17 protein-coding genes are annotated in these 21,737 nt (G+C 70.2%); 9 read left to right on the top strand and 8 right to left on the bottom strand.

Annotation, left to right across the window (positions count from 1 at the left end; all coding sequences use genetic code 11):
• Position 1 precedes the first annotated feature (1 nt).
• Positions 2 to 2,221: a DNA helicase RecQ gene (recQ, locus tag THSYN_RS05940; protein WP_100918322.1), complete on the top strand. Its 2,220-nt coding sequence runs from the start codon at positions 2 to 4 to the stop codon at positions 2,219 to 2,221.
• 253 nt (positions 2,222 to 2,474) lie between these two features.
• Here recQ and THSYN_RS05935 read toward each other — a convergent pair whose 3' ends face one another.
• Both THSYN_RS05935 and THSYN_RS05930 read right to left on the bottom strand, forming a co-directional pair.
• Positions 2,475 to 2,768, bottom strand: coding sequence for a helix-turn-helix domain-containing protein (locus tag THSYN_RS05935; RefSeq protein ID WP_100918321.1), 294 nt, complete (start codon positions 2,766 to 2,768; stop codon positions 2,475 to 2,477).
• Complete coding sequence (locus tag THSYN_RS05930) at positions 2,765 to 3,052, bottom strand: hypothetical protein (protein ID WP_157817484.1); 288 nt, start codon at positions 3,050 to 3,052, stop codon at positions 2,765 to 2,767. The genes THSYN_RS05935 and THSYN_RS05930 overlap by 4 nt, the downstream gene beginning before the upstream one ends.
• A 361-nt stretch (positions 3,053 to 3,413) precedes the next feature.
• On the opposite strand from THSYN_RS05930, the gene THSYN_RS05925 reads away from it, so the two are divergent.
• From THSYN_RS05925 to THSYN_RS05910, 4 genes are read left to right on the top strand one after another with little or no spacing between them, the layout of a single operon-like run.
• Positions 3,414 to 6,521 carry a mechanosensitive ion channel domain-containing protein gene (locus THSYN_RS05925; RefSeq protein WP_100918319.1) on the top strand — a complete coding sequence of 1,036 codons (3,108 nt, stop codon included), beginning with the start codon at positions 3,414 to 3,416 and terminating at the stop codon, positions 6,519 to 6,521.
• A gap of 30 nt (positions 6,522 to 6,551) precedes the next feature.
• Positions 6,552 to 7,673, top strand: a complete 1,122-nt coding sequence (locus THSYN_RS05920) for a glycosyltransferase family 9 protein (protein WP_100918318.1) — start codon at positions 6,552 to 6,554, stop codon at positions 7,671 to 7,673.
• Positions 7,670 to 8,749: a glycosyltransferase gene (locus THSYN_RS05915; protein WP_100918317.1), complete on the top strand. Its 1,080-nt coding sequence runs from the start codon at positions 7,670 to 7,672 to the stop codon at positions 8,747 to 8,749. The genes THSYN_RS05920 and THSYN_RS05915 overlap by 4 nt, the downstream gene beginning before the upstream one ends.
• A gap of 8 nt (positions 8,750 to 8,757) precedes the next feature.
• On the top strand, positions 8,758 to 9,636 hold the full coding sequence (locus tag THSYN_RS05910) for a polysaccharide deacetylase family protein (protein WP_100922313.1): 879 nt from the start codon (positions 8,758 to 8,760) through the stop codon (positions 9,634 to 9,636).
• Positions 9,637 to 10,087: 451 nt separating this feature from the next.
• Here the strand turns inward: THSYN_RS05910 and THSYN_RS05905 are convergent, their stop codons facing one another.
• The 4 genes from THSYN_RS05905 to THSYN_RS05890 form a co-directional block, all read right to left on the bottom strand.
• The gene (locus tag THSYN_RS05905) at positions 10,088 to 10,858 is read right to left on the bottom strand and encodes a polysaccharide deacetylase family protein (RefSeq protein ID WP_100918316.1); all 771 of its coding nucleotides are present in this window, start codon (positions 10,856 to 10,858) and stop codon (positions 10,088 to 10,090) included.
• The gene (locus THSYN_RS05900; protein WP_172965239.1) at positions 10,855 to 11,907 is read right to left on the bottom strand and encodes a glycosyltransferase family 4 protein; all 1,053 of its coding nucleotides are present in this window, start codon (positions 11,905 to 11,907) and stop codon (positions 10,855 to 10,857) included. The genes THSYN_RS05905 and THSYN_RS05900 overlap by 4 nt, the downstream gene beginning before the upstream one ends.
• Positions 11,908 to 12,200: 293 nt before the next feature.
• Entirely contained in the window at positions 12,201 to 12,839 is a 639-nt protein-coding gene (locus tag THSYN_RS05895) for a DUF4124 domain-containing protein (RefSeq protein WP_216644685.1), read from the bottom strand.
• Positions 12,840 to 13,166: 327 nt separating this feature from the next.
• Positions 13,167 to 13,595, bottom strand: a complete 429-nt coding sequence (locus tag THSYN_RS05890; protein WP_100918313.1) for a hypothetical protein — start codon at positions 13,593 to 13,595, stop codon at positions 13,167 to 13,169.
• Between the two features lie 259 nt (positions 13,596 to 13,854).
• Between THSYN_RS05890 and THSYN_RS05885 the strand changes: the two genes are divergently transcribed.
• The 3 genes from THSYN_RS05885 (at position 13,855) to THSYN_RS05875 (ending at position 15,831) form a co-directional block, all read left to right on the top strand.
• Positions 13,855 to 14,067: a type II toxin-antitoxin system HicA family toxin gene (locus THSYN_RS05885; protein WP_100918312.1), complete on the top strand. Its 213-nt coding sequence runs from the start codon at positions 13,855 to 13,857 to the stop codon at positions 14,065 to 14,067.
• Between the two features lie 12 nt (positions 14,068 to 14,079).
• Positions 14,080 to 14,511: a type II toxin-antitoxin system HicB family antitoxin gene (locus THSYN_RS05880; protein ID WP_100918311.1), complete on the top strand. Its 432-nt coding sequence runs from the start codon at positions 14,080 to 14,082 to the stop codon at positions 14,509 to 14,511.
• 90 nt (positions 14,512 to 14,601) lie between these two features.
• Positions 14,602 to 15,831 (top strand): formylglycine-generating enzyme family protein, encoded by a 1,230-nt coding sequence (locus THSYN_RS05875; protein ID WP_100918310.1) that lies wholly within the window; start codon positions 14,602 to 14,604, stop codon positions 15,829 to 15,831.
• Here THSYN_RS05875 and THSYN_RS05870 read toward each other — a convergent pair.
• Both THSYN_RS05870 and metG read right to left on the bottom strand, forming a co-directional pair.
• Positions 15,726 to 17,819, bottom strand: coding sequence for a TIR domain-containing protein (locus THSYN_RS05870; RefSeq protein ID WP_100918309.1), 2,094 nt, complete (start codon positions 17,817 to 17,819; stop codon positions 15,726 to 15,728). The genes THSYN_RS05875 and THSYN_RS05870 overlap by 106 nt on opposite strands.
• Positions 17,820 to 18,250: 431 nt before the next feature.
• Positions 18,251 to 20,341, bottom strand: coding sequence for a methionine--tRNA ligase (gene metG / locus THSYN_RS05865; protein ID WP_100918308.1), 2,091 nt, complete (start codon positions 20,339 to 20,341; stop codon positions 18,251 to 18,253).
• A gap of 222 nt (positions 20,342 to 20,563) precedes the next feature.
• Between metG and apbC the strand changes: the two genes are divergently transcribed.
• Positions 20,564 to 21,655, top strand: a complete 1,092-nt coding sequence (gene apbC / locus THSYN_RS05860) for an iron-sulfur cluster carrier protein ApbC (protein WP_100918307.1) — start codon at positions 20,564 to 20,566, stop codon at positions 21,653 to 21,655.
• Positions 21,656 to 21,737 lie beyond the last annotated feature (82 nt).

Below are 21,737 nucleotides of genomic sequence, written 5' to 3'. Positions count from 1 at the left end.
GATGAACCCAGACCCGCTTGAGGTATTGAACCGAGTCTTCGGCTACCCGCACTTTCGCGGCGCCCAGCAGGAGGTCATCGAGCGGGTCCTGCAGGGCGGCGATGCCCTGGTCCTGATGCCGACCGGCGGCGGCAAGTCACTGTGCTATCAGATCCCGGCCCTGCTGCGGCCGGGGACCGGGATCGTCGTCTCCCCGCTCATCGCCCTGATGCAGGACCAGGTGGATGCGCTGCGCCAACTCGGGGTGCGGGCCGCCTTTCTGAACTCCTCGCTCGCCGGCGACGAACAGTCGCGGGTGGAGCGGGCGTTGCTGGCCGGGGGGCTCGACCTGCTCTATGTCGCCCCGGAGCGGCTCTTGACCGAGCGTTTCCTGGATCTGCTGGGGCGGGTGCCGGTCGCGCTCTTCGCCATCGACGAGGCGCACTGTGTCTCCCAATGGGGCCACGACTTCCGCCCTGAGTATATCCAGCTCAACCTGCTGCACGAGCGCTGGCCGGCGGTACCCCGCATCGCGGTCACCGCCACCGCCGACGCCCCGACCCGGCGCGAGATCGTCACCCGCCTGGCGCTTGAGCAGGCGGCCCAGTTCGTCTCCAGCTTCGACCGGGCCAACATCCGCTACCACGTCACCGAGAAGCGCGAGCCGCGCCAACAGCTCGTCGCCTTCCTGCGCGCCGAGCACCCCGAGGACGCCGGCATCGTCTATTGCCTGTCGCGGCGCAAGGTCGAGGAGACGGCGGAGCACCTGTGCGTCCAGGGGTTCAAGGCCCTGGCCTACCACGCCGGGCTGCCGGCCGAGCAGCGGCGCACCCACCAGGCGCAGTTTCTGCGCGGCGAGGGGGTCATCGTCGTCGCCACCATCGCCTTCGGCATGGGCATCGACAAGCCGGACGTGCGCTTCGTCGCCCACCTGGACCTGCCCAAGAGCCTGGAGGCCTACTACCAGGAGACCGGCCGCGCCGGGCGCGACGGCCAGCCAGCCGACGCCTGGATGACCTATGGCCTGGGCGACGTGGTGGCGCTACGGCGCTTCATCGAGGAGTCGGAGGCCGAGGAGCAGTTCAAGCGCGTGGAGTTGCACAAGCTCAATGCCCTGCTCGGCTTCTGCGAGACCACCGAATGTCGCCGCCAGGTCATGCTCAACTATTTCGGCGAGCAACTCCCCGCCCCCTGCGGCAACTGCGACACCTGCCTGACCCCGGTGGCGAGCTGGGACGGCACCCTGGCCGCCCAGAAGGCCATGTCCTGCATCTTCCGCACCGGCCAGCGCTTCGGCGTCAATTATCTGATCGAGGTCCTGCGCGGCAAGGACGACGAGCGCATCCGCCGCTACGGCCACGACCAGATCAGCACCTTCGGCATCGGCGCGGACTTCAGCGTCGAGCAGTGGCGCTCGGTCTACCGGCAACTGGTCGCCGCCGGCCTGGTCGCGGTCGACATCGAGGGCCACGGGGCCCTGCAACTCACCGAGTCGAGCCGCCCGGTCCTGCGCGGCGAGCGGGTGCTGCGCCTGCGCCGCGATCCGGAGCGGCGCCCGGCCAAGACCCGGGGCGAGCCCAGGCCCGTACGGGTGGAAACCCCGCTCGACCCGGAGGCGCAGACCCTCTGGGAACGCCTGCGCGCCTACCGGCGCGACCTTGCGCAAGAACAGGCAGTCCCGCCCTATGTGGTCTTCAGCGACGCAACGCTGCGCGAGATGGTCAGCTACCGACCGCGGGATCTGAACGAGTTCAGCCGCATCAGCGGGGTGGGCGTGGTCAAGCTGGAGCGCTACGGCGCCGGCTTCTTAAGCCAGTTGGCCGCACACGCCCAGGAGCACGGCCGCCCCGCCCAGGTACCGCCCCTGCCCGAGACCCCCATGCGCGCCCCGGCCCCGCCCGCCGCCCCCGCCGACGGACGCGTCTGGGAGGAGGGCCTGAACGACACCACGCGCGTCACCCTGGAGCTCCTGCGCACCGGGCTCTCACCCGCCCAGATCGCCGAGCGCCGGGAGCTCAAGCCCAGCACCATCTATACGCACCTCTCGCGCTGTATCGAAGAGGACGAACTGTCCCTGGCCGAGATCGTCACCCTGGCGGACGACGAACTCCAGGCCATCGAATACGCCTTCACCCAACTGGCCCCGGAGTCGCCGCTCACCCTCAAACCGGTCTTCGACGCCTTCGAGGGCAAATACGACTATGGCCTGCTGCGCTGCGTGCGGGCGGCGATGGGGCGGTAGGAGTCGGGGCGTCCCGCCCCGACCGCAATGTTTCTCCGGTGCCGGGCGGCGCGCAAAGCCTCACTTGCAGTCCAGCACGCCCTGGGAGCGCCGCACCCCAGTGCGGCGCGATCTCGCAGATAACCCCGCCGGTGTGGGTTGAGCAGAGGCCGCGCCGCACTGGGGTGCGGCGCTCCCAGTAGCCGTTGCGGCTTAACTTAACGGCAGTGACGCGACGCGTGGAAACAGGGAACGGCGCGGTGCGGCTGGCCCGCTAGTTCACCGAGAATTCCACCCGCCGGCCAGTGCGTGCGGTGAGCCGCACCAGCATATCCAGGCTGAACTTGTCATGCTTGCCGCGCACCAGGTCCGCTACCCGGGATTGGGCGATCCCCAACTGCTCGGCGGCCTCGCCTTGGGTCCAGCCCCGCTCGCTCAGGGTCTCGCGCAAGCCGGCCAACAGTTGCGCACGCAGCAGCAGGATGGCCGCCTCATCCGGCGGAAAGCCCAGGTCCGCAAAGACGTTACCGTTCGATTCGATGATCGGTTCCCGCCCGTCCTTGCTCATTTGCTGTTGTTGATGTCGATACTGCCGCCCTGCATAGCCCCAATGGCCACGCTGCCGTGCTCGGCCCGAATGTCACCGGTCTGCACCGCCAGGCCGCCGGCCGGCAGCAGTTCCGGGTGCTCCTGCAGGACCCGCACCAGCAGGGCGCGCAACTCGGCGTTCAGGTCCGGGTCGGTGGGGTTGCGCGCCACCCGGTCGGCCAGCGGATAGGCGTCCGGCGCCTGCTCGAAGACGCCGCGCCAGGTGTCTCTGACCGCTTGGGCGCCCTCGCCGACCCGGGCCATGAACAACTGCTTGGCGGCCTCGGCGCCGCCTTACAGGACCAGGTTCATCAGTGCATCGACGGCGGTCTGCAGGTCGCTCATGGGGATGGCCGGGGGTTGCGGGTGGACTCGGTACACTGCTGATTCTACGACAGGCGGGGCGATGGGGCGGCCCTGGTACCGCGAGGTGCAAACGATGGGTTTCGCTTCGCTCTGCCCATCCTACAGGTCGACGCGGCCGTCCCCGCATCGCGCCAGGCGCCATCCGGGCGACGGAGGGGCTTGCAGAGCGGGCGTCAGGCGGGTCCGGGGCGGGCGCCCTGGGTTAAGATGGCCGCCCAGTCCCACCACCGACCGCGACCGAGATTCATCGAGTGTCACCATGAGTGTCACCATGCCCTGTTGGCGCAGGCTGATCCGTTCGCTGGCCGGCCCAGCCCTGGGCTGGGCGCTGCTCCTGGTCCTGGCGTTGGCGTCAGGGCTGACGCTGGCGGCGGGCGCGCCGATCCCGCCGCTCACGGACATCCGCGACGAGACCGCGCGCCTGCAGGAGGTGGGCACCGAGTTGGAGGCGGCGGTGGCGCGGCGGCTGCTGGACGCGCAGCGCCTGGAGGAGCGGCTCGCCCTGGACGAGGTGCGGCTGCGCGCCCGGGACGTCCGCCCGGACCTGCTGCGGGCGGCGCGCCTGGAGTTGGAGACCGCGCGCATGCGCATCGACACGCTGAACGAGCAGACGGCGCACCAGCGGCTCGCCCTGACCCAGCTCGAAGAGGGTATCGTGGCCCTGGCCGAGACCCCCGATCCCGACCCGGACACGGACCTGGCGCGCCCGCGCCGACTGGCGGCACTGCGGCTGCTGCGCGAGCAGGCGGACACCATCAGGTCCCTGGGGGACTCCATGGGCCGCCTGGGTGCGGCCATCGGGCGCCTGCTGACCCTCGACGAACAACGGCTGCGCCTGCTCCAGGCACGGGTGCGCCTGGAGAGCATCGATGACCTGGCCGGTCCCGGCGCGGGCAGCCTGGCGCTGGGTGCGGACGCCCAGGTCAAGGCGCAGGAACGCGCGGTCACCGATGCACTGCGCGCGGCCAGCCGGCTGTCGGACGAGGCGGCGGCCGTCAGCGGTGATGACCTGGACGCCATCGCGCGGCGCGCGGCGCTCGATGCGCGTCTGCAGGAGGTTGCCGTCCGCGGCAATCTGGCCCAAAACGACCTGGAACTGATCGGCATCCGGCAGCGCCTGGACGCACTCGCGGTCCTGCGGGAGGACCCGTCCATGCCGGCCGGTCTGCTGGCGGGCGCCGCGGACCAGGTCCGGGCCCTGCGGACCCGACTACGGGGCTACCAGGGCACCTTGCAGGTACAGCGGCAAGTGCTGGCGACCCGGCGCACCCTGGCGGCCGGTCAGGCGGCGCCGGACGGCACGGCGGCACCGGATACGGACCTGGACGCGGTGCTCACCCGCCAGACGCGGGAGGTCACGGACCTGCTGCACCGGGCCGGCGAGGAGCGCACCCGTTTCAACGCGCTGGCAGCCCAGGTCTATGCCCGGTCACTGACCGACCGACACCCCTTCCCCCTGACCGGCCCCGAGTGGCGACGCATCGCCGCCGGGGTGGGCGGACTGCCGCGGCTCCTGGCGCGGGGCCTCGCGCGCCTGGCGCAGGACCTGCGGACCCGCGCCGCCGCCATGGGGCCGGCGCGGGGGCCGCTCCTGCTCGGCGGGGCCCTGCTGCTGGTCTTCGGCGCCCTGGTCCTGAGCCGGGCGCTGCGGCGGGGGCTGGTCACGCCGGACCCGACCCGGCGGGTGGCCGCCCCGGCCGCGGCCCTGGCCGCGGCGCTCCCCCTGGCCATCCCCGCCGCGGTCTGGACCTGGGTCGGCACGCGGCTCACCCTGCCCGGCTACGAGTTCGTGCCCGTCCTGCTCCTGGTCGGCATCCTGCCGGTGACCGTCTTTGTGCTGACACTCGCCCGGGCGGCCTTGTTCGATCGGGACCCGGCGCACGCCCACTCACCGGCGCGTTGGCAGTTCTACCGGCGGCTGCGCTGGGGACTGCTGTTGTCCGCCCTGGTGGCCGCGCTCTATCTGGTGACCGGGTCACTGGGGGTCTCACCTCTGCTGGGCGATGTATTGGACCGCCTGGCGATGATCGGGCTGCTGCTGCTGGCCGTGCCGGCCTTCGGGCTGCGCGACCTGATCCTGCACCTGGCGCAGCGTCGGCGGGGGACGGCGGCGACCGACGGACCGGTGCCTGGGGACGCGGCGGGGGGGCAGATGCGCCCGGTCGGGCGCGGGACCCGGCTGCTGAGCGAACTGTCCCGGCTGGTCGCCCTCACGCTGGTCGCGGCGGGGGTGCTGGGCCTGCTGGGATACGCCAACCTGGCCTGGGCGATCGCCAGCCGTCTGGGCTGGCTGGCCCTGGTGGGGGCGCTGCTGTATTTCGCCATCGGCACCCTGGGTGACCTGCGGGACCGGACCGCGGGGCGGCTCGCGGGTGAGCGCGGCGCCTTCTGGCGGCGCTATTTCCTGCTCCCGGGCCACGGGCTGGCGGTCCTGCTGGCCTGGCTGGCGGCGGCCTTGGGTCTGATCCGGCTGTGGGGCTGGGACAACCATACCCCGCCGATCCGCGCCCTGCTGGACTGGCTGGCGCAGCCCCTGGTCACCGCCGGGCACCTGAGCCTGACCCCCTGGGACCTGGCCCTCTCGGTCCTGCTGGTGGCCCTGGCCGTCGCGACCGGACCCTGGGTCAAACAGGTCAGCTTCCAACTCGCCTATGGCCGGGTGCGCGACCGCGGGCTGCGCCAGGCCCTGGCCACGCTCACGCAATATGTGGTGATGGTGTGCGGGGTGCTGCTGGCCCTGGAGGTGTCGGGGCTCAATCTGACCACCCTGCTGGTCTTCACCGCCAGCCTGGGGGTGGGGATCGGGTTCGGCCTCCAGAACATCGTCAACAACTTCATCTCCGGTATTCTGCTCCTGGTGGAACGCCCGCTGCGGGTGGGGGACGTCGTGACCGTGGGCAGCCACGAGGGGGAGGTCACCCGCATCGGTATCCGCTCGCTGACGGTGCGCACCTTCGACAAACAGGAGGTCTTCATCCCCAACGGGACCGTGATCAGCGGCGACTTCATCAACTGGACACACGGCGACGACATCCTGCGCACGGTCCTGACGGTCGGGATCGGCTACCAGGACGACCCGGACCGGGCCATGACCCTGATCCGCGACCTGCTGGCGGGCTACGAACCGGTGCTGCGCCTGCCCGGGCCTCAAGTCAGTCTGTGGGAGTTCGGGGACTCCGCCGTGATCCTGCGGGTCGAGTATTGCGTGCACTTTCTGGGGCCGGTGGGGCGCACCGCGGTCCGCTCGGAGGTCAACCGGCGCATCTGGTACGGCTTCCAGACGGCGGGGATCAGCATCCCCTTCCCGCAGCGGGATCTGCATGTCATTCAGGAGACTACGTCAGGTAACGAGACAATGACAGGTTAAACACAATCGTACTTTACTTCAGGAACCGACATGCCCGACCCCCGCCCCCCCGCCCTCGCCCCGGACGCCCGCATCCTGCTGGTGCGCCTCTCGGCCATCGGCGATGTCGTGTTCGCCTCGCCCCTGGTGGCGGCGCTGCGCCGCGCCTGCCCCCAGGCCCATATCGCCTGGCTGGTCCAGCCCGAGTGCCGGGCCCTGCTGGACCACCACCCGGACCTGGATGAGGTGATCGTTTGCCCCATGGGTCACTGGCGGCGGCTGTGGCGCCAGCGGCGCTTCATCGCGCTGGGGCGGGGCCTGCGGGCGCTGCGCGAGACGCTGCACGCGCAGCGCTTCGACCTGGCCCTGGACCTCCAGGGACTCGGCAAGAGCGGGCTCTTGACGCGGCTGTCCGGGGCGCGCGAGCGCATCGGCCTGGGCTCCCGGGAGGGCAGCGCCTGGCTGATGACGCGCACCGTCGCGCGCGGCGGGGAGGCGCGGCGCATCGGCTCCGAATACCTGTACCTGGCGCAGACGCTGGGGCTGCCGACCGACCCCTTCGAGATGGTCGTCCACTATGACGCGGCGGCCGCCCGCAGCGCCGACGCGACCCTGGTCCGCGAGGGCCTGACCAGCGGCTTCGCGATCCTGTGCCCCTTCACCACCCGCCCCCAGAAGCACTGGTTCGAGGACCGCTGGGCGGACCTGGCCATCCGCCTGCGCCGCGAACTGGGGCTGACCCCAGTGCTGCTCGGCGGGCCGCGGGACCGGGCCGCGGCGGACCGGATCAATGACGGGGCGGCCGCGGGGGGCACCGACGGGGGCCTGAGGGGGATCCGCGACGCGACCCGGCCGCCGCTGGTCAACCTGGTGGGCCAGACCAGCCTGGGCGAGGCCGCCGCCCTGATCGAGCGCGCCGCCCTGGTGGTGGCGGTCGACACCGGGCTGGGGCACATGGGCATCGCCGCCGGCACCCCGTCCGTGCTGCTCTTCGGCTCCACCTGTCCTTATCTGGAGACCACCCGCGCCAACGCCCGGGTGCTCTACCATCGCCAGCCCTGCTCGCCGTGTCGGCGCCGGCCTACCTGCAACGGGGACTTCACCTGCATGAAGGCCCTGGGGGTCGGCGAAGTCCTGGCCGCCGCCCAGGCAGTGCTCGGGACCGCGCCTTGAGGGTCCTGCATGTGGAGGGCGGCCGGCACCTCTACGGCGGCGCCTTCCAGGTCCTGCACCTGCTGCGCGGCCTGCACGCGCGCGGTCACGAGAACCTGCTCGCCTGCCCCGCGGGCTGCGCCCTGGGGGAGGCCGCGGCGCCGGTCGCACGGGTCCGGGGACTAGCCATGCACGGGGACGCGGACCTGCTGCTGGTGCCGCGCCTGGCCAGGTTGATCCGTGACGAGCGCCCGGACCTGGTGCACCTGCACAGCCGCATCGGGGCGGACCTGATGGGGGGGATCGCGGCGCGTCTCACCGGGGTGCCGGTGGTGCACACGCGGCGGGTGGACAATCCGGAGGCCCGATGGCTGGTCGCGCTCAAGTACCGGCTCCATGACCGGGTGATCGCCATCTCCGAGGGGATCGCCCGGGTGCTGCGCGGCGAGGGCCTGCCCCCGGAGAAGCTGCGGGTGGTACGCAGCGCCGTGGACTGGCAGCGCTATGCCGGGCCCGGCGACCGGGCGGCAGCGGCGGCGCGCCTGGGGGTGCCCGCCACCGGCCCCTGGCTCGCCGTGGTCGCCCAGTTGATCGAGCGCAAGGGCCATCGGTTTCTGCTGCGCGCCCTGCCGCCCCTGGTGGCGGCGCACCCGGACCTGCGGGTATTTTTCTTCGGCCAGGGTCCGCAGGGGCCGGACCTGGCGCGCCAGATCCAGGCCCTGGGGCTCGGCGCTCATGTCACCCTGGCCGGCTTTCGCGACGACCTCGATGAGCTGCTCCCCTGTCTGGATCTGCTGGTGCACCCGGCCCTGATGGAGGGGCTGGGCGTCTCACTGCTCCAGGCGGCGAGCGCCGGGGTGCCGATCGTCGCGAGCCGCGCCGGGGGCATCCCGGAGGCGGTGCGCAACGGGGAGAACGGGCTCCTGGTCCCGCCCGGCGACGTGGCGGCCCTGGGCGCGGCGCTCGCCGCCCTGCTGGCCGATCCGGCGCGCCGTCGCGCCCTGGGCACCGGGGGCCGCGCCCTGATGGCGCGCGAATTCTCCATCGACGCCATGGTGGAGGGAAATCTCGGCGTTTATCGGGAGCTCTTGGGGTGATCAGCGCCATGACCGAGCACCCGGCCGTGGGCATCCTGGTCTATCACCAGGTGGGCGACTTCAAGACGATGCGCAGGCACCGCGCCAACTACTGCGACCGCCGCCGTTTCACCCGCCAGATGGCCCTGTTGGCCCGGCTCGGCTACCGGGTGCTGGATCTCGACACGGCGCTCGACTGTCTGGCGGGTGCGCAGGCAGCGCCGACGCGCGCCGTCGTGCTGACCTTTGACGACGGCTACGAGAACTTCGCGCAACAGGCACTGCCGGTGTTGCAGGACCACGGCTTCCCGGCCACCGTCTATGCCATCAGCGGCTGGCTCGGGCGCCGCGCCGAGTGGTTTGCCGCGGAGCCCGGCCGGCCCATCCCGGACCTGATGTCCGCGCAGCGCCTGCGCGAGGTCCACGCGGCCGGCATCACCATCGGCTCCCATACGGCCAGCCACACCAGACTGCACCGGGCGAGCCGGCTGGTCCTGCGCCAGGAGTTGCGCGACAGCAAGGCGGCGCTGGAGGACATCCTGGGCGACGAGGTCCGGCACCTGAGCTACCCCTACAACAGCTTCGACCGCGCCACCGTGCACGCCGCCGCGCGCGCCGGCTATGCCAGCGCGACCACCTGCCTGCGCGGCCTGGCGACGGTCGCGGACCACCCGCTGGCCCTGCCGCGGCTGGCGATCTCATTCGGCGACCGCCTGCTCGCCTACTGGTGGAGGCTCCTGCTGGGGCCTAAGGCGGCGCCCGCCCTGGTCGAATGGCGCCGCCACCTGGCCGACGAACCGGGGCATTTCCGGCCCCTGGACGCGGACCCCGGATACGGCGACCCGGAGTCTTCGCAAGACGCCTTGCCTGCGAAAGAACGCGACCAGGGGCCAATGCCGTCAACTTGAGCGCCGCGTGACCCAGACTGGACCTCGCGTCCCCCGGCGCCGCGGCCAACCATCCCGTAGGATGGGTAGAGCGCAGCGAAACCCATCATCCCAAGATCCACAGATGAACACAGATTTTCTTCAAATTGTCATCCGCTTATCGCTACCGTCACAATCACCCGCAAGGTGAGTCCCAGACGGCCTTGATCATGATCCCGGCCACTGGGAGCGCCGCACCCCAGTGCGGCGCGATCTCTCAAACAACTGCGGCGTCGCATGTTGCCGATAGGCCGGGCCGCACTGGGGTGCGGCGCTCCCAGTCGGTCGGCCTGAGGGCCGACCTGCAAGCGTCGCTGGCCGGAGCGATGATCAAGGCCTCCCAGACGAAGCGTAAGCCAATGAATAATCAGTGTTCATCTGTGTTCATCTGTGTTCATCTGTGGACAACTGATCTTCCTGGGATAATCTGTGCTCATCTGTGGATGACGCCTCCTTCCAGGCTCAGGGGCCGGCTCACCGCAACCCCCTTCGGCCGGTGCTTGAACCCGACCTTCCACCAAAAGCCAAGCAGGTCATCACCCAGTGAGATCGCCTTGCGCGGCAGGGCCAGCGGGTCGAAGGCGCGGGTCGCCAGCCCGCGCTGGCAGGTGACACCGGAGGCGTAACCGGCGCGGGCCGCGGCCTCGACCGCGGCCAGGTCATGGCTGCCGTAGGGGTAGCACAGATGCCGGACGGGTTCACCCAGGAGATCCTCCAGCGCGGCGCGGCTGCCCGCCAGTTCAGTCGCGAGCCGATCGGCCGCCAGCCCGGCAAGCGGCAGGTGGTTCATGGCGTGCGAGCCGACCTGGATACCGGCGCGGCGGATCGCGCGCAGGTGCGCCGCATCCATGAGCGGTGCCGCGGCCAGACCGTCGGCCGGGAGCCAGGCGGCCGTGCGCCCGACGAGCGCGGCGACCACATAGACCGTGGCCGGGAAGCCGTGGCGCTGCAACTGCGGCAGCGCGGTGTCATAGAAATTCCGATAGCCGTCATCGAAGGTAATGGCCACCGCCCGCGGCGGCACCGCCAGGTCCCCGGCGACACAGGCCAGGACCTGATCCATGGTCAGGACGCTGCACCGCAGCCGCTTGAGCAGGGCCATCTGGGCGGCGAAGCGGCGCTGGTGACAGAAGACAGCGCGGTGGGCCTTGACCCGCCGGAAGTCACCGACCTGGTGATACATCAGAATGGAGATGCCGTTCATGTCAAGACCTGTCGATAGACCGCCTCGGTCCCGTCCACCATGGTCTCCAGCGAGAAGTGACTCAGATAGCGGGCCCGGCCCTGGGCCCCGAGACGGCCGCGCAGCCGGGGGTCGGCGGCCAGGCGGACCATTGCGGCGGCGAGCGCCGCCGCGTCCTCGGCCGGGACCAGGAGCCCGGTCTCACCGTCCGCGACCAGCTCCGGGATGCCCCCGACACGAGCGGCGATGACCGGCAGGCCAACCGCCGCCGCCTCCGCCAGGGTCAGCGACAGGGCCTCGCGCCGCGAGGGCGCCAGCACCAGGTCCAGTTCGCGCATCCACTGGGGTGCGGCATCGCGAAAGCCCAGAAAGTGTACCCGGTCCGCGACCCCGACGGCCGCCGCGCGCGCCCGCATCGCCTTACCCCAGGGCGTGGAGTCGTCCCCGATCAGGACCAGGTGAACCAGGTCCGGACAGTCGGCGAGCGCATCAATGGCCAGGTCCTGCCCCTTGGCGCGCACCAGCCGGGCCACGATACCGCACAGGACGGTCCCGGCGGGCAGCCCCAGGGCGGCCCGCAAGACCGGATGCGGCGGCAGGCGCAGCGGATCGGCCACCCCATGGTGGACCACGCTGATCCGCCGCGGGTCATAGCCCTGCGCCACCAGAAATTCCGCCACCGCGGCACTCACCGCGATGATCCGGTCCGCACGGCCGAAATGCTTGCCGGCATTGGTGGAATGGGCCGTGGCCACCACCGGGACCCCGGCGAGGCGCCCGCCCAGGCCGGCATAGAAGGCACCGCGGGTGAGATGGCCGTGGATCAGTTCGGCCCCCCAGCGCCGGGCCGCGCGCGCCAGCATGACCAGCGACCAGGCGTCGAAAAACCCGTGCATAGGCAAGTGGTAACAGGCGAGTCCGGCCGCCCGGAAGCGCTGCGCCAGCCACGAATCCCCCGGCCCGGCAAAGGCGACCGAGTGCCCGTGGGCAGTCAGGCCGCACGCCAACTCCGACAGGTGCATCTCCGCCCCCCCGTAGGAGTGACTGTGCAACACGAACAGGATCTTCATGACTGCCGGCGCAACGGCCGCGTCCTCGGGGCACGGTGATGAGTTGGCGGGCATTATCGCCGACAACTGCGCGATGTCGACCGGCGAACGGCCATGAGGGCTGGTCCGTCACCCCGGGAACATGAAAGTTCCTTGTGGGAGCGGCCTGCGTCCGCGCCGCGAGGTCGCAGCAACCCGCGACACTGCGGCACCTTGCGAGACCTCGTCGCGGCTGAAGCCGCTCCCACGGCGTCGCTGCGCGACTTTCACGGGACCGCCGCGACCATGATCGAGGCCCGCGCCACCGCTGCCCATCACCAGCGACCGGAGACCACCTCGCCGTTGGTCGTAGCGCTCTTGCCATGGCCGGCGGGCGCACAGGAACTCAGGTTTCCGCTGCCATCACCCTTGCCGGCCGGAGGGCAACCCTCGCCGGTGCCCCCTTTGGCGGCCCGGCTCGTGCGTCGCTTGCCACTGGCGTTTGCCCGTTTCGCCTCGGCTTTCGGCGGGCCATGGCGGTATTTCGCCATCTCCTCCTGCACCCGGTCGCGCTGGGCCTGTGACAGCGTTTCATAATCCTGGTAGCCGGTTGCATCCAAGGCCTGTTGCCTGGCCTGCTGATACGTCAGTACCCGTTGCGAAGGTTGTCTCGAGCGCGCGGCGCGGGCCTCCTGGTCGCGCTCCTTGCGCTCCCTGGCCGCCGCCTTGCGCGCGGCCTTTTCTCTCTTTTCGATCCCCCGCACCTGTTCCATGATCGAGTAGGGGTCGTGGGCAGGGGCCTTCGATCCGCGTGAACCCGTGGCCTCCCCCTGATACTCACGGGTCAGCGTATCCGCCGGACAGGCAAGGTCCGACAAGGTGATACTGCCGTCGGCCTGGGTGCACCGGTAGATGCCGGCGGCCTGGACGGTCGGCAGGGCCGACACCAGCAGGGTCAGGGTGAACCTCGCCACACTTGCTCGAATGGACACTGCGCTGTTGCTCCGCTATCGGTTGGCCGATCGGCTTGGCATCGCTTCGCTCAACCCAAATCATCGCACGTCAGGATCCCCGCGCGCCAGAGGTCGCTGGTCCGCACAGCGGACCCTACGGGCGCGGTACCCGTAGGGTCCGCTGTGCGGACCGGGCGCCGCCGGCCGGACCGCTGGTCGAGACCCTGTGCGGCCTTGATCATAACCGCGGCCACGGCGGTTCAGCCACCTCGCGGCGTACGGCGCAAGCGATGGGTTTCGCTGCGCTCTACCCATCCTGCGGCTGAAGCGTCGGGGGCCGGGGTGGGCTCAAGTGTCGGCGGCGGCCAGGGTCCCGAGCAGGAGCAGGACCTCGGCGGCCAGGTCGTAGGTCAGGCCGGGGGTGTCGGCGAGCGCGGGGTCGCGGCTGCCGGCGGCGATGGCGTCCAGGGACTGGATGAAGGGGCGGGCCTCGTCGGTCTGCCAGTTGGGGGCGGCGGCGACCTGTCGCAGCAGCGACCGGGCGGCGGCCGGGTCGCTGGCGCTTAAGCCTTCGGTCACGGCGAGCGCGAGCCGGCCGGCCGGGGAGTGGTTCTCGCCGCCGTCGCGCCGGTAGTCGATGAAGGCCGCGCGCGCCCGGGTCCGGGCCGCGGCGGCGGCGGGGTTGGCGGCGGCGCTCTCGATGTTGGCGAGGATGGACCAAGTCGTCCCTGGGCGCGGGGATAGCTTAACGCCAAATGGGCGGGACGGGGTTTGCAACCCCGTCCCGAAGGTTTTTGGGACCAGCGTGCATGGTGGAGCCGCGATTAGATTCAAACGGTTACGGAAGGGGCGAATGCACCGTCCGGCTCGCAGTCGCCGTCGCGCCGGTCGCGGCCGGCAGCGCGGAACGCATCGGCTGGCTCGAAGACCCGGGGCGCGAGTGACCTGCCCGGGATCGTGACCAAGAGCCTCTGAGTCGGCACCTAAAGTTCCGAGAGGCTTGGCGCCCGGACAGAATTGTCCGATACTGCGGTGCATGACCGGTTCCGAGTTTATCCATCGCATGCAACGCTACGCCAAGGCGCACGACTTGGCCTGCCGCGTGGACCACAAACGTGGCAAGGGCAGTCATGTCACCCTGTACCTGGGGACGACCCTCACCATCGTGCGCAATCCGAAGGACGAGCTGAAGACCGGCACCCTCCATGCGATGCTCAAGCAGCTTGGCCTGACGCTGACCGATCTCTAGAGAGACGCCCCGATGAATTTCGTTTATCCAGTAACCTTGACCCCGGACCCCGATGGCGGGTTTGTGGTGACCTTTCCCGATTGGCCGGAAGCCATCACCCAGGGCGAGACCCGCGACCAAGCGCTGGAAGAGGCGGCCGATTGTCTGGAAGAGGCCGTTGCCGCACGCATTGATGACCGTGCGGAGATTGCGTTGCCATCCTCGCCACGGGCCGGTGAGGAGACGGTGGCGGTGCCCATCGCCACCGCGCTCAAAGCGGCGCTGTACTTGGCAGTGCGAGAAGCGGGCATCGGTACCAGCGAGCTGGCACGGCGCTTAGGCGTCCATGAGAAGGAGGCACGACGGCTGCTCGACCCCCGCCACGGGAGCAAGGCTACGGCGTTGGAGCGGGCCTTGGCTGCCGTGGGTCGGCGCTTGGCCGTCGAGGTCCAAGCGGCGGCATAGCGCGGTGGGGCGGAGCGTGCGGCGGTTCCGCTATCGCGTCTGGTTACAATGGGTGGAACCTGAGACCGACACCCCCACGGGAGAGCCCCCATGGACGCCAAAGTCCGCGACGACCTGCGTGATCTGATCCGCCGCTACGGCTGTAGTCTGACCGAGGATCCTGCGCGATGCGAAGCGCTGCTGAACGACCAATGCGCTGCGCACAAGCGCGAGATCAACGTCCTAATCGGCGCCCTGCGGCAGGGCGTGGCGAAGGACTTACTGAGCGCGCGCCAGGCGCCCCCGTCGCTCCAGATCGACCGGCTGACCCGGCGGCTGGAAGACGACCTCGGCCTGGCCCCGGAGCCTGCGCGCTGGGCCGTGGAGACCTGGGCGCTGGTGCTGGGGGTGGACGATGGCCTTTCGCCCGCGACCCGACGCGAGAGCCCGGCCACCGCCCCGGAGGTTCCCGACATCCACGGCTGGTCGGCGGACCGGGTGCAGGCACTCCAGCGGGATGCCGCCCGGTCGCTTGGGTTGGCGGTGGTCTTTCGCGATCCATTGCAGACCCCGGTTAAAGTCAAGGCGGGCGGATTGCCCGGCCTGCTGGGCAAGGGAGAGATCATCAGCCACGGGCCGGAGATGGTCGTCGTCCCCGCAGGTAGCTACCTCATGGGTTCGCCCGAGGGCGAGGAGGGTCGGCACTACAACGAGGGACCACAGCACCGCGTCACCATCGCTCGGCCTTTCGCCCTGGGGCGCTATGCCGTGACCTTCGATGACTACGACGCCCGCTGTGCGGCGATGGGTTGGGGCAAGGCGAACGTTTTTTGTCGGGAGCGAGGGCGTCAACCATTTGCCAACGTTTTGATAGAGGGCGCAGTGGCCTATTGTCAGTGGCTGTCGGGGCAGACCGGTCAGACCTATCGCCTGCCGAGCGAGGCGGAGTGGGAATACGCCTGCCGTGCGGGGACCGCCACTGCCTTCCATTTCGGATCGACGATCTCCACCGCCCAAGCCAACTACGGTAGATGGCACGAGGTTGTTGGGGGGGGCCAGCTTACGGTGCCAGTGGGCAGCCTGCCAGCGAACCCCTGGGGTCTGCATGAGATGCACGGCAATATTTGGGAATATTGCGAGGACGATTGGAATGCGGACTACAGGGGAGCTCCTACGGACGGTAGTGCATGGGTTGAAAAACATCACCGTCCCAACGTGATGCGCGGCGGGGCCTTTCACAACGATTCACATGATCTGCGCTCGGCCAGCCGTGCTCGTAGGCCGAACGACGACGATTGGCCCTTTCTCGGCTTCCGCGTGGCCAGGACGCTTTCCCCCTGATTCTTCTCTTCGTCCATAGGGCCTGGGGTGCGATTGGGCCGTAGGATGCGGTGAGGTACGGACACTGGTGGCGAAGTCATCAGCGCCCAACGCCGCTCGCGCGGCAGGCCGCGGTGGGCCGGGCGCGGCTGCCGCTCCAGGGCCAGGAGTTCGCGGCTGCGCCCGATGAAGCCGGTCGGCGGCTCCGCGGGGAGGTCGCCGAGCCGGCGCTGGAGCCGCTCCTGAAGGCCCTCCCGGGTGCTCGGGGCCGGGGTGCGGGTGAAGAGCGCGGGGTCCTCGCGCTCCTGGTAGAGGACGGGGACGAACCAGTCCTTGAGCCGCAGTTCGCCGGCACCGAAGACCCGGCCGCGGAAGTCGTCGTCGCCCAAGGCGCGCTGGCCGGAGAGCATCGCCTGACCGATGCGCCGGCCGGCGGCCAGGGACTCATAGAAGGCGGCGACGAAGCGCCGGGCGGTCTCGACCAGGACCGAGTGGCTCATCGCCACCACCGAGGCGACTCCGACCTTCAGCAGTTCCGAGGCGACCGACTCCGACGCCTGCTCGGCCTGGGCGCTCTGGCAGGCCTCGAGGAAGACCAGCGGGATGCGGTGGTCGCGCAGCAGCGGCCCGAGGGTGTCGGTGTAGACGGTCTGGTGGCGACGGCCGTCCAACCGGTCGCTATCGGCCGGGTCCTCGAAGCAGAGCCCGCCGAGCCCGGCCTGGCGGTCGTAGACCCCGTGCCCGTCGAAGTGGACGATGTGAAAAGGGGCGCGCGCATCTTGCGCGCGAGTCAGTACCTCGCTCAGTGCCGGCAAGGTCGCCGGACTCAGGATCGTCAATTCCACCAGTCCCCCCAACCCCTCCATCGCCTCGACCAGTGCGAGCGCGCTCACCCGGTGGTCGATGTAGCCGCAGGCGTCGTCCTCGGGCCGGGGGCTGACCAGCAGGCAGCGGATCGGGGGGCTGAGGAGCGGCAGGTCCAGCACCCGGGTGTTGGGCAGGCGCCGGCGCACCCGCACCGGCTTGCCGCCCTGGAAGAGGAAGCCGGTGCCGTCGTGCAGCAGTTCCCAGGGGAGCCCCAGCAGCGCGGTGGCGGCCTCGCGGGCGGTGCGGACCTGGTCCTCCGCGGCCCCGGCCTCGAGCGTGGCCTCCGCGTCCACCAGGATCGAGCAGCGCCGGCCGGCCCCGTCGGCGATGCGTGACCAGGACTGCATGACGTTGGCGGTGTGCTCCGGGGGCAGGGCGGCGCGGTGGAGGTCCTGGCCCCAGCGTATGAGGCCCTCCTCCATCCGCCGGGCGCGGTCGCGGAACTGGGTGCCGGGCCAGACGGCATATTTCTCCAGGTACCAGCGGATGTCATCGGCCTCGATGGGTCCGATGGGCGCGGTGAGACGCCAACTGCGCGCGCTCGCGACCTCGCGCCGCCCGGCCCCCTGTGGACCGGGTCCCGGTTCGTGGACCAGCCGGGCGCGGGCCGAGGGGCGGCGCACCCCCGCGCCGATGTCATCGAAGCGCAGATCGGTGAGTTCCAGGACCAGTTCTCCGACCGGCTCGGGTGCCGGCTGCGCGGTCGGTGCCCGGTCGGACGGCAGGCGCCGGCCGAGCGCGGTCAGGATGGCGTCGAGTGCCGCGTCGAGGCCGTCGGGTGCGCTGCTGATGGGGATGTAGGCGGGCTCGTCCTCGAAATAGCCTTCGAGGACCCCGAGCCGCGTGTCATCGATCGTGAGGGGGATGACCGGATAGCCCGCGCGGCCGCGTCGCGACTGGACGTCCAGGGCATGGCGCAATTCCTTGCCGACCCAGCGCGACTGGAGCGCGTCCGGGCTCACCAGCACGGCGAAGGCGGCGGCGGACTCGATCGCCTGTTGGATGGCGGGCCACAACGGGTCGCCGCCGCGCAGTTCACGCGAGTCGATCCAGAGGTCCTCGCCCAGGTCGGCGAGCGCCTGTTGCAGCCGGCGGACCAGGGCATCGTCCGCGCTGCTGTGGGAGAGAAAGACCTGGGGCATGGCGGTCCGGTCCTTAAGGCGTATGGGGATTTATCCCGATCCCGGGATTTTAAGTGCGTAGGGTGGGTAAGCGTAGCGCATCCACCCCCGGCCCTCACTGCCGTTAAGTTAAGCCTCACTTCCAGTCCGGCCCGGCCTGGGAGCGCCGCACCCCAGTGCGGCGCGATCTCGCAGATAACCGCGGCGGTGCGGCTTGAGCAGAGACCGCGCCGCACTGGGGTGCGGCGCTCCCAGTAGCCGTCGCGGCTTAACTTAACGGCAGTGACCCCCGGCCCGGGGTCGATGGATGCGGCGCGGTCCGACGTCGTGCCCGTCCCAGGTGCCGTGCCGCGCGCCTTATCCAACCCTATAGGACTGGCCTTGATCATAACCGCGGCCACGGCGGTTCAGCCACCTCGCGGCGCACGGCGCGAGCGATGGGTTTCGCCGCGCTATTTGACCTTCATCCCCGGTTCGGCCCCGTCATCGGGCGTCAGGATAAAGATATCCGCCCCGCCCGGTCCGGCCGCCAGGACCATGCCCTCGGAGACGCCGAAGCGCATCTTGCGCGGGGCCAGGTTGGCGACCATGACGGTGAGGCGCCCCACGAGGGCAGCCGGGTCATAGGCGGCCCGGATGCCGGCGAAGACCTGGCGGGTCTCCCCGCCCAGGTCGAGCGTGAGCGCCAGGAGCTTGTCCGCCCCCTCCACCCGCTCCGCGGCGACGATGCGCGCCACCCGCAGGTCGACCTTGGCGAAGGTGTCGAAGTCGATGGTCGGGGCCAGGGGGTCGCGGGCCAGGTGGGTGGCGGGAGTGGCCGTGTCGATGGCGGGTACGCTCTGGTCCGCGCTGGCGCCGGGGCGCGACGCCCCGTCGCCCGTCAGGTCTTCCTTGGAGGCCTCCAGGAGCGCCGCGACCTGGGCCGGCTCCACCCGGGTCATCAGCGGTTTGAAGGGGGCGATCTGATGGTCCAGGAGCGGCCGGTCCAGGTCCGCCCAGGTCAGCGGCGGAACTTGCAGGAAGGCCTCGGAGTCGGCCGCGGTCCCGGGCAGGATGGGCTTGAGCCAGCCGATCAGGAGGCGGAAGAGATTGAGCCCCTGGGTGCAGATGTCCTGGAGTTCGGTCTCGCGCCCCGGCTGTTTGGCCGCCACCCAGGGGGCCTGCTCGTCGATGTACTGGTTGGCCCGGTCGGCCAGGGCCATGATCTCGCGCACGGCGCGGCTGTACTCGCGCCGCTCGTAGGCCTCGGCGATGGAGCCGCCGGCGGCGACGAACTCGGCGAACAGGGCGGGGGCGGGCAGGGCCGCGGACAGGCGCCCGGCGAAACGCTTGGTGATGAAGCCGGCGCTGCGGCTTGCGATATTGACCACCTTGCCCACCAGGTCCGCGTTCACCCGGAACGCGAAGTCCTCCAGGCTCAGATCGATGTCGTCCACCCCGCTGCCGAGCTTGGCGGCGAAATAATAGCGCAGGTACTCGGGGTTGAGATGGTCCAGGTAGGTCCGCGCCTTGATGAAGGTGCCGCGGGACTTCGACATCTTGCTGCCGTCCACGGTGAGAAAGCCGTGGGCGAAGATGGCACTGGGGACCCGAAAGCCCGCCCCGTGGAGCATCGCCGGCCAGAACAGGGCGTGGAAATAGATGATGTCCTTGCCGATGAAGTGGTACAGCTCGGCCTTGGAGTCCCGGGACCAGAAGCGGTCGAAGTCGAGCCCGGCCGCCTGCCCCTTGGGGCTGTCGCAGAGGTTCTGGAAGCTCGCCATGTAGCCGATCGGGGCGTCGAGCCAGACATAGAAGAACTTGCCCGGGTGGTCCGGGATCTCGAAGCCGAAATAGGGCGCGTCGCGCGAGATGTCCCACTCCTGGAGCCCGGACGCGAACCACTCACCGAGCTTGTTGGCGACCTCCTTCTGGAGGCTGCCGCCGCCCGTCCAGGCCTTCAGCATTTCGTCGAAGTCGGCGAGCTTGAAGAAGTAGTGGTCGGACTCGCGCTGCTCCGGCACCGCCCCGGAGACCGCCGAGCGCGGGTTCTTCAACTCGTTGGGCGAGTAGCTCGCCCCGCACACCTCGCAGTTGTCGCCGTACTGGTCCGGCGCACCGCACTTGGGGCACTCGCCCTTGATGAAGCGGTCCGGCAGGAACATCTGCTCGACCGGGTCATAGGCCTGGGTGATGGTGCGCCGGGCGATGTGGCCGGCGTCGCGGTTGCGCTCGTAGATGAGGCTCGCGTAGTGGCGGTTCTCATCGCTGTGGGTGGAGTGATAGTTGTCGAAGGCGACCCGGAAGGCGGCGAAGTCCGCCTGGTGCTCGGCGCTGACCCGCGCGATCAGGGCCTCCGGGCTGATGCCCTCCTGGCGCGCCTTGAGCATGATGGGGGTGCCGTGGGCGTCGTCCGCGCACACATACCAGCACCGGTGCCCGCGCATGCGCTGGAAGCGCGCCCAGATGTCGGTCTGGATGTACTCCACCAGGTGGCCGATGTGGATGGGGCCGTTGGCGTAGGGCAGCGCACTGGTGATCAGGATCTCGCGGGGGTCGCTCATGGGCGGGCTCTCTAAGGGCGTGCTGGGGCGGGCAGGGCAAAGTTTTCAAGTATCTCACGAGCGAGCGCGGGCCGACCAACGGCGGCGCCCTTGATTTGGCGCGCTTCGGGACAAACTTCCGGGCCTTGCGGGCGGCGGCCGGTGCAACGCTTGTCAGGCGCGCCAAGCCCACCCATGTCCAGCGCCGGCCCTGCCGGTGCCCAGTCGTACCAGGAGCAGAATGTGGCTGAAGTAACGAAAGAACTGGTCGAGGCGGCCATCAAGGGCTACGTCGAGCCCCACCTCCAGCGTGACCTGGTCACCGCCGGGAGCGTCAAGGGGATCGTCATCGAGGGCGGCCAGGTCAAGGTCACGGTGGTCTTGGGCTTCCCCGCCCGCGGCATTCAGGAGTCCCTGGCCGAGGCCGTCAAGGCGCGGGTGCTGACCGTCCCCGGGGTCGCGCAGGCCCAGGTCGACGTCGGCTGGAAGGTCCAGGCCCACTCGGTCCAGAAGTCGCTCAAGCCCATCGACAATGTGAAGAACATCATCGCCGTGGCCTCCGGCAAGGGCGGCGTCGGCAAGTCCACCACGGCGGTCAACCTGGCACTCGCACTGGTCGCCGAGGGGGCGCGGGTCGGTCTCCTGGACGCCGACATCTACGGCCCCTCCCAGCCGCGCATGCTGGGCATCACCGGCAAGCCCGAGCTCACGGGCGACAACAGCCTGCAGCCGATGGTCGCCTACGAACTCCAGGCCATGTCCATCGGCTTCCTCATCGACGAGGAGACCCCGATGATCTGGCGCGGCCCCATGGTCACCCAGGCCCTGGAGCAACTCCTGAACGACACCAACTGGAGCGATCTGGACTATCTCATCATCGACCTGCCCCCGGGCACCGGCGACACCCAGTTGACTCTGGCCCAGAAGGTGCCCGTGTCCGGCGCCGTGATCGTCACCACGCCCCAGGACATCGCGCTGCTCGACGCCCGCAAGGGGCTCAAGATGTTCCAGAAGGTGGAGGTCCCGGTGCTCGGCATCGTGGAGAACATGTCCACCCATATCTGCTCCAAGTGCGGTCACGAGGAGTTCATCTTCGGCTCCGGCGGCGGTCAGAGCATGGCCGATCAGTACGGCATCGACCTCCTGGGCTCACTGCCGCTCGACATCCACATCCGCGAGGAGACCGACAACGGCCGCCCCACGGTCGTCGCCCAGCCCGACTCGCGCATCACCGCCATCTATCGCGAGATCGCGCGCCGCACCGCGGCCAAGCTGTCGCTCCAGACCAAGGACTATGCGGCCAAGTTCCCGCGGATCGTGATCCAGAACAACTGATCGGAGGCGGGGCGTCCCGCCCCGCGCGGGGGCGGGACGCCCCCGCTCCATTCCCGTGACACCGCTGGAGCGGCATCACCAG

It is taken from the genome of Candidatus Thiodictyon syntrophicum (assembly GCF_002813775.1).
GTDB classification, from domain to species: Bacteria; Pseudomonadota; Gammaproteobacteria; order Chromatiales; family Chromatiaceae; genus Thiodictyon; species Thiodictyon syntrophicum.
The sequence above is the reverse complement of the archived record's forward strand: the minus strand, read 5'-3'. Positions and strand labels throughout refer to the sequence as shown.

Coding starts and splice junctions, on each gene's coding strand:
- THSYN_RS05935 (WP_100918321.1), bottom strand. CDS start 2,768: ATGAGCAAGGACGGGCGGGAACCGATCATCGAATCGAACGGTAACGTC.
- THSYN_RS05880 (WP_100918311.1), top strand. CDS start 14,080: ATGAATTTCGTTTATCCAGTAACCTTGACCCCGGACCCCGATGGCGGG.
- metG (WP_100918308.1), bottom strand. CDS start 20,341: ATGAGCGACCCCCGCGAGATCCTGATCACCAGTGCGCTGCCCTACGCC.
- recQ (WP_100918322.1), top strand. CDS start 2: ATGAACCCAGACCCGCTTGAGGTATTGAACCGAGTCTTCGGCTACCCG.
- THSYN_RS05910 (WP_100922313.1), top strand. CDS start 8,758: ATGACCGAGCACCCGGCCGTGGGCATCCTGGTCTATCACCAGGTGGGC.
- THSYN_RS05905 (WP_100918316.1), bottom strand. CDS start 10,858: ATGAACGGCATCTCCATTCTGATGTATCACCAGGTCGGTGACTTCCGG.
- THSYN_RS05875 (WP_100918310.1), top strand. CDS start 14,602: ATGGACGCCAAAGTCCGCGACGACCTGCGTGATCTGATCCGCCGCTAC.
- THSYN_RS05885 (WP_100918312.1), top strand. CDS start 13,855: ATGACCGGTTCCGAGTTTATCCATCGCATGCAACGCTACGCCAAGGCG.
- THSYN_RS05900 (WP_172965239.1), bottom strand. CDS start 11,907: ATGAAGATCCTGTTCGTGTTGCACAGTCACTCCTACGGGGGGGCGGAG.
- THSYN_RS05925 (WP_100918319.1), top strand. CDS start 3,414: ATGAGTGTCACCATGCCCTGTTGGCGCAGGCTGATCCGTTCGCTGGCC.
- THSYN_RS05930 (WP_157817484.1), bottom strand. CDS start 3,052: ATGGCCCGGGTCGGCGAGGGCGCCCAAGCGGTCAGAGACACCTGGCGC.
- THSYN_RS05920 (WP_100918318.1), top strand. CDS start 6,552: ATGCCCGACCCCCGCCCCCCCGCCCTCGCCCCGGACGCCCGCATCCTG.
- THSYN_RS05870 (WP_100918309.1), bottom strand. CDS start 17,819: ATGCCCCAGGTCTTTCTCTCCCACAGCAGCGCGGACGATGCCCTGGTC.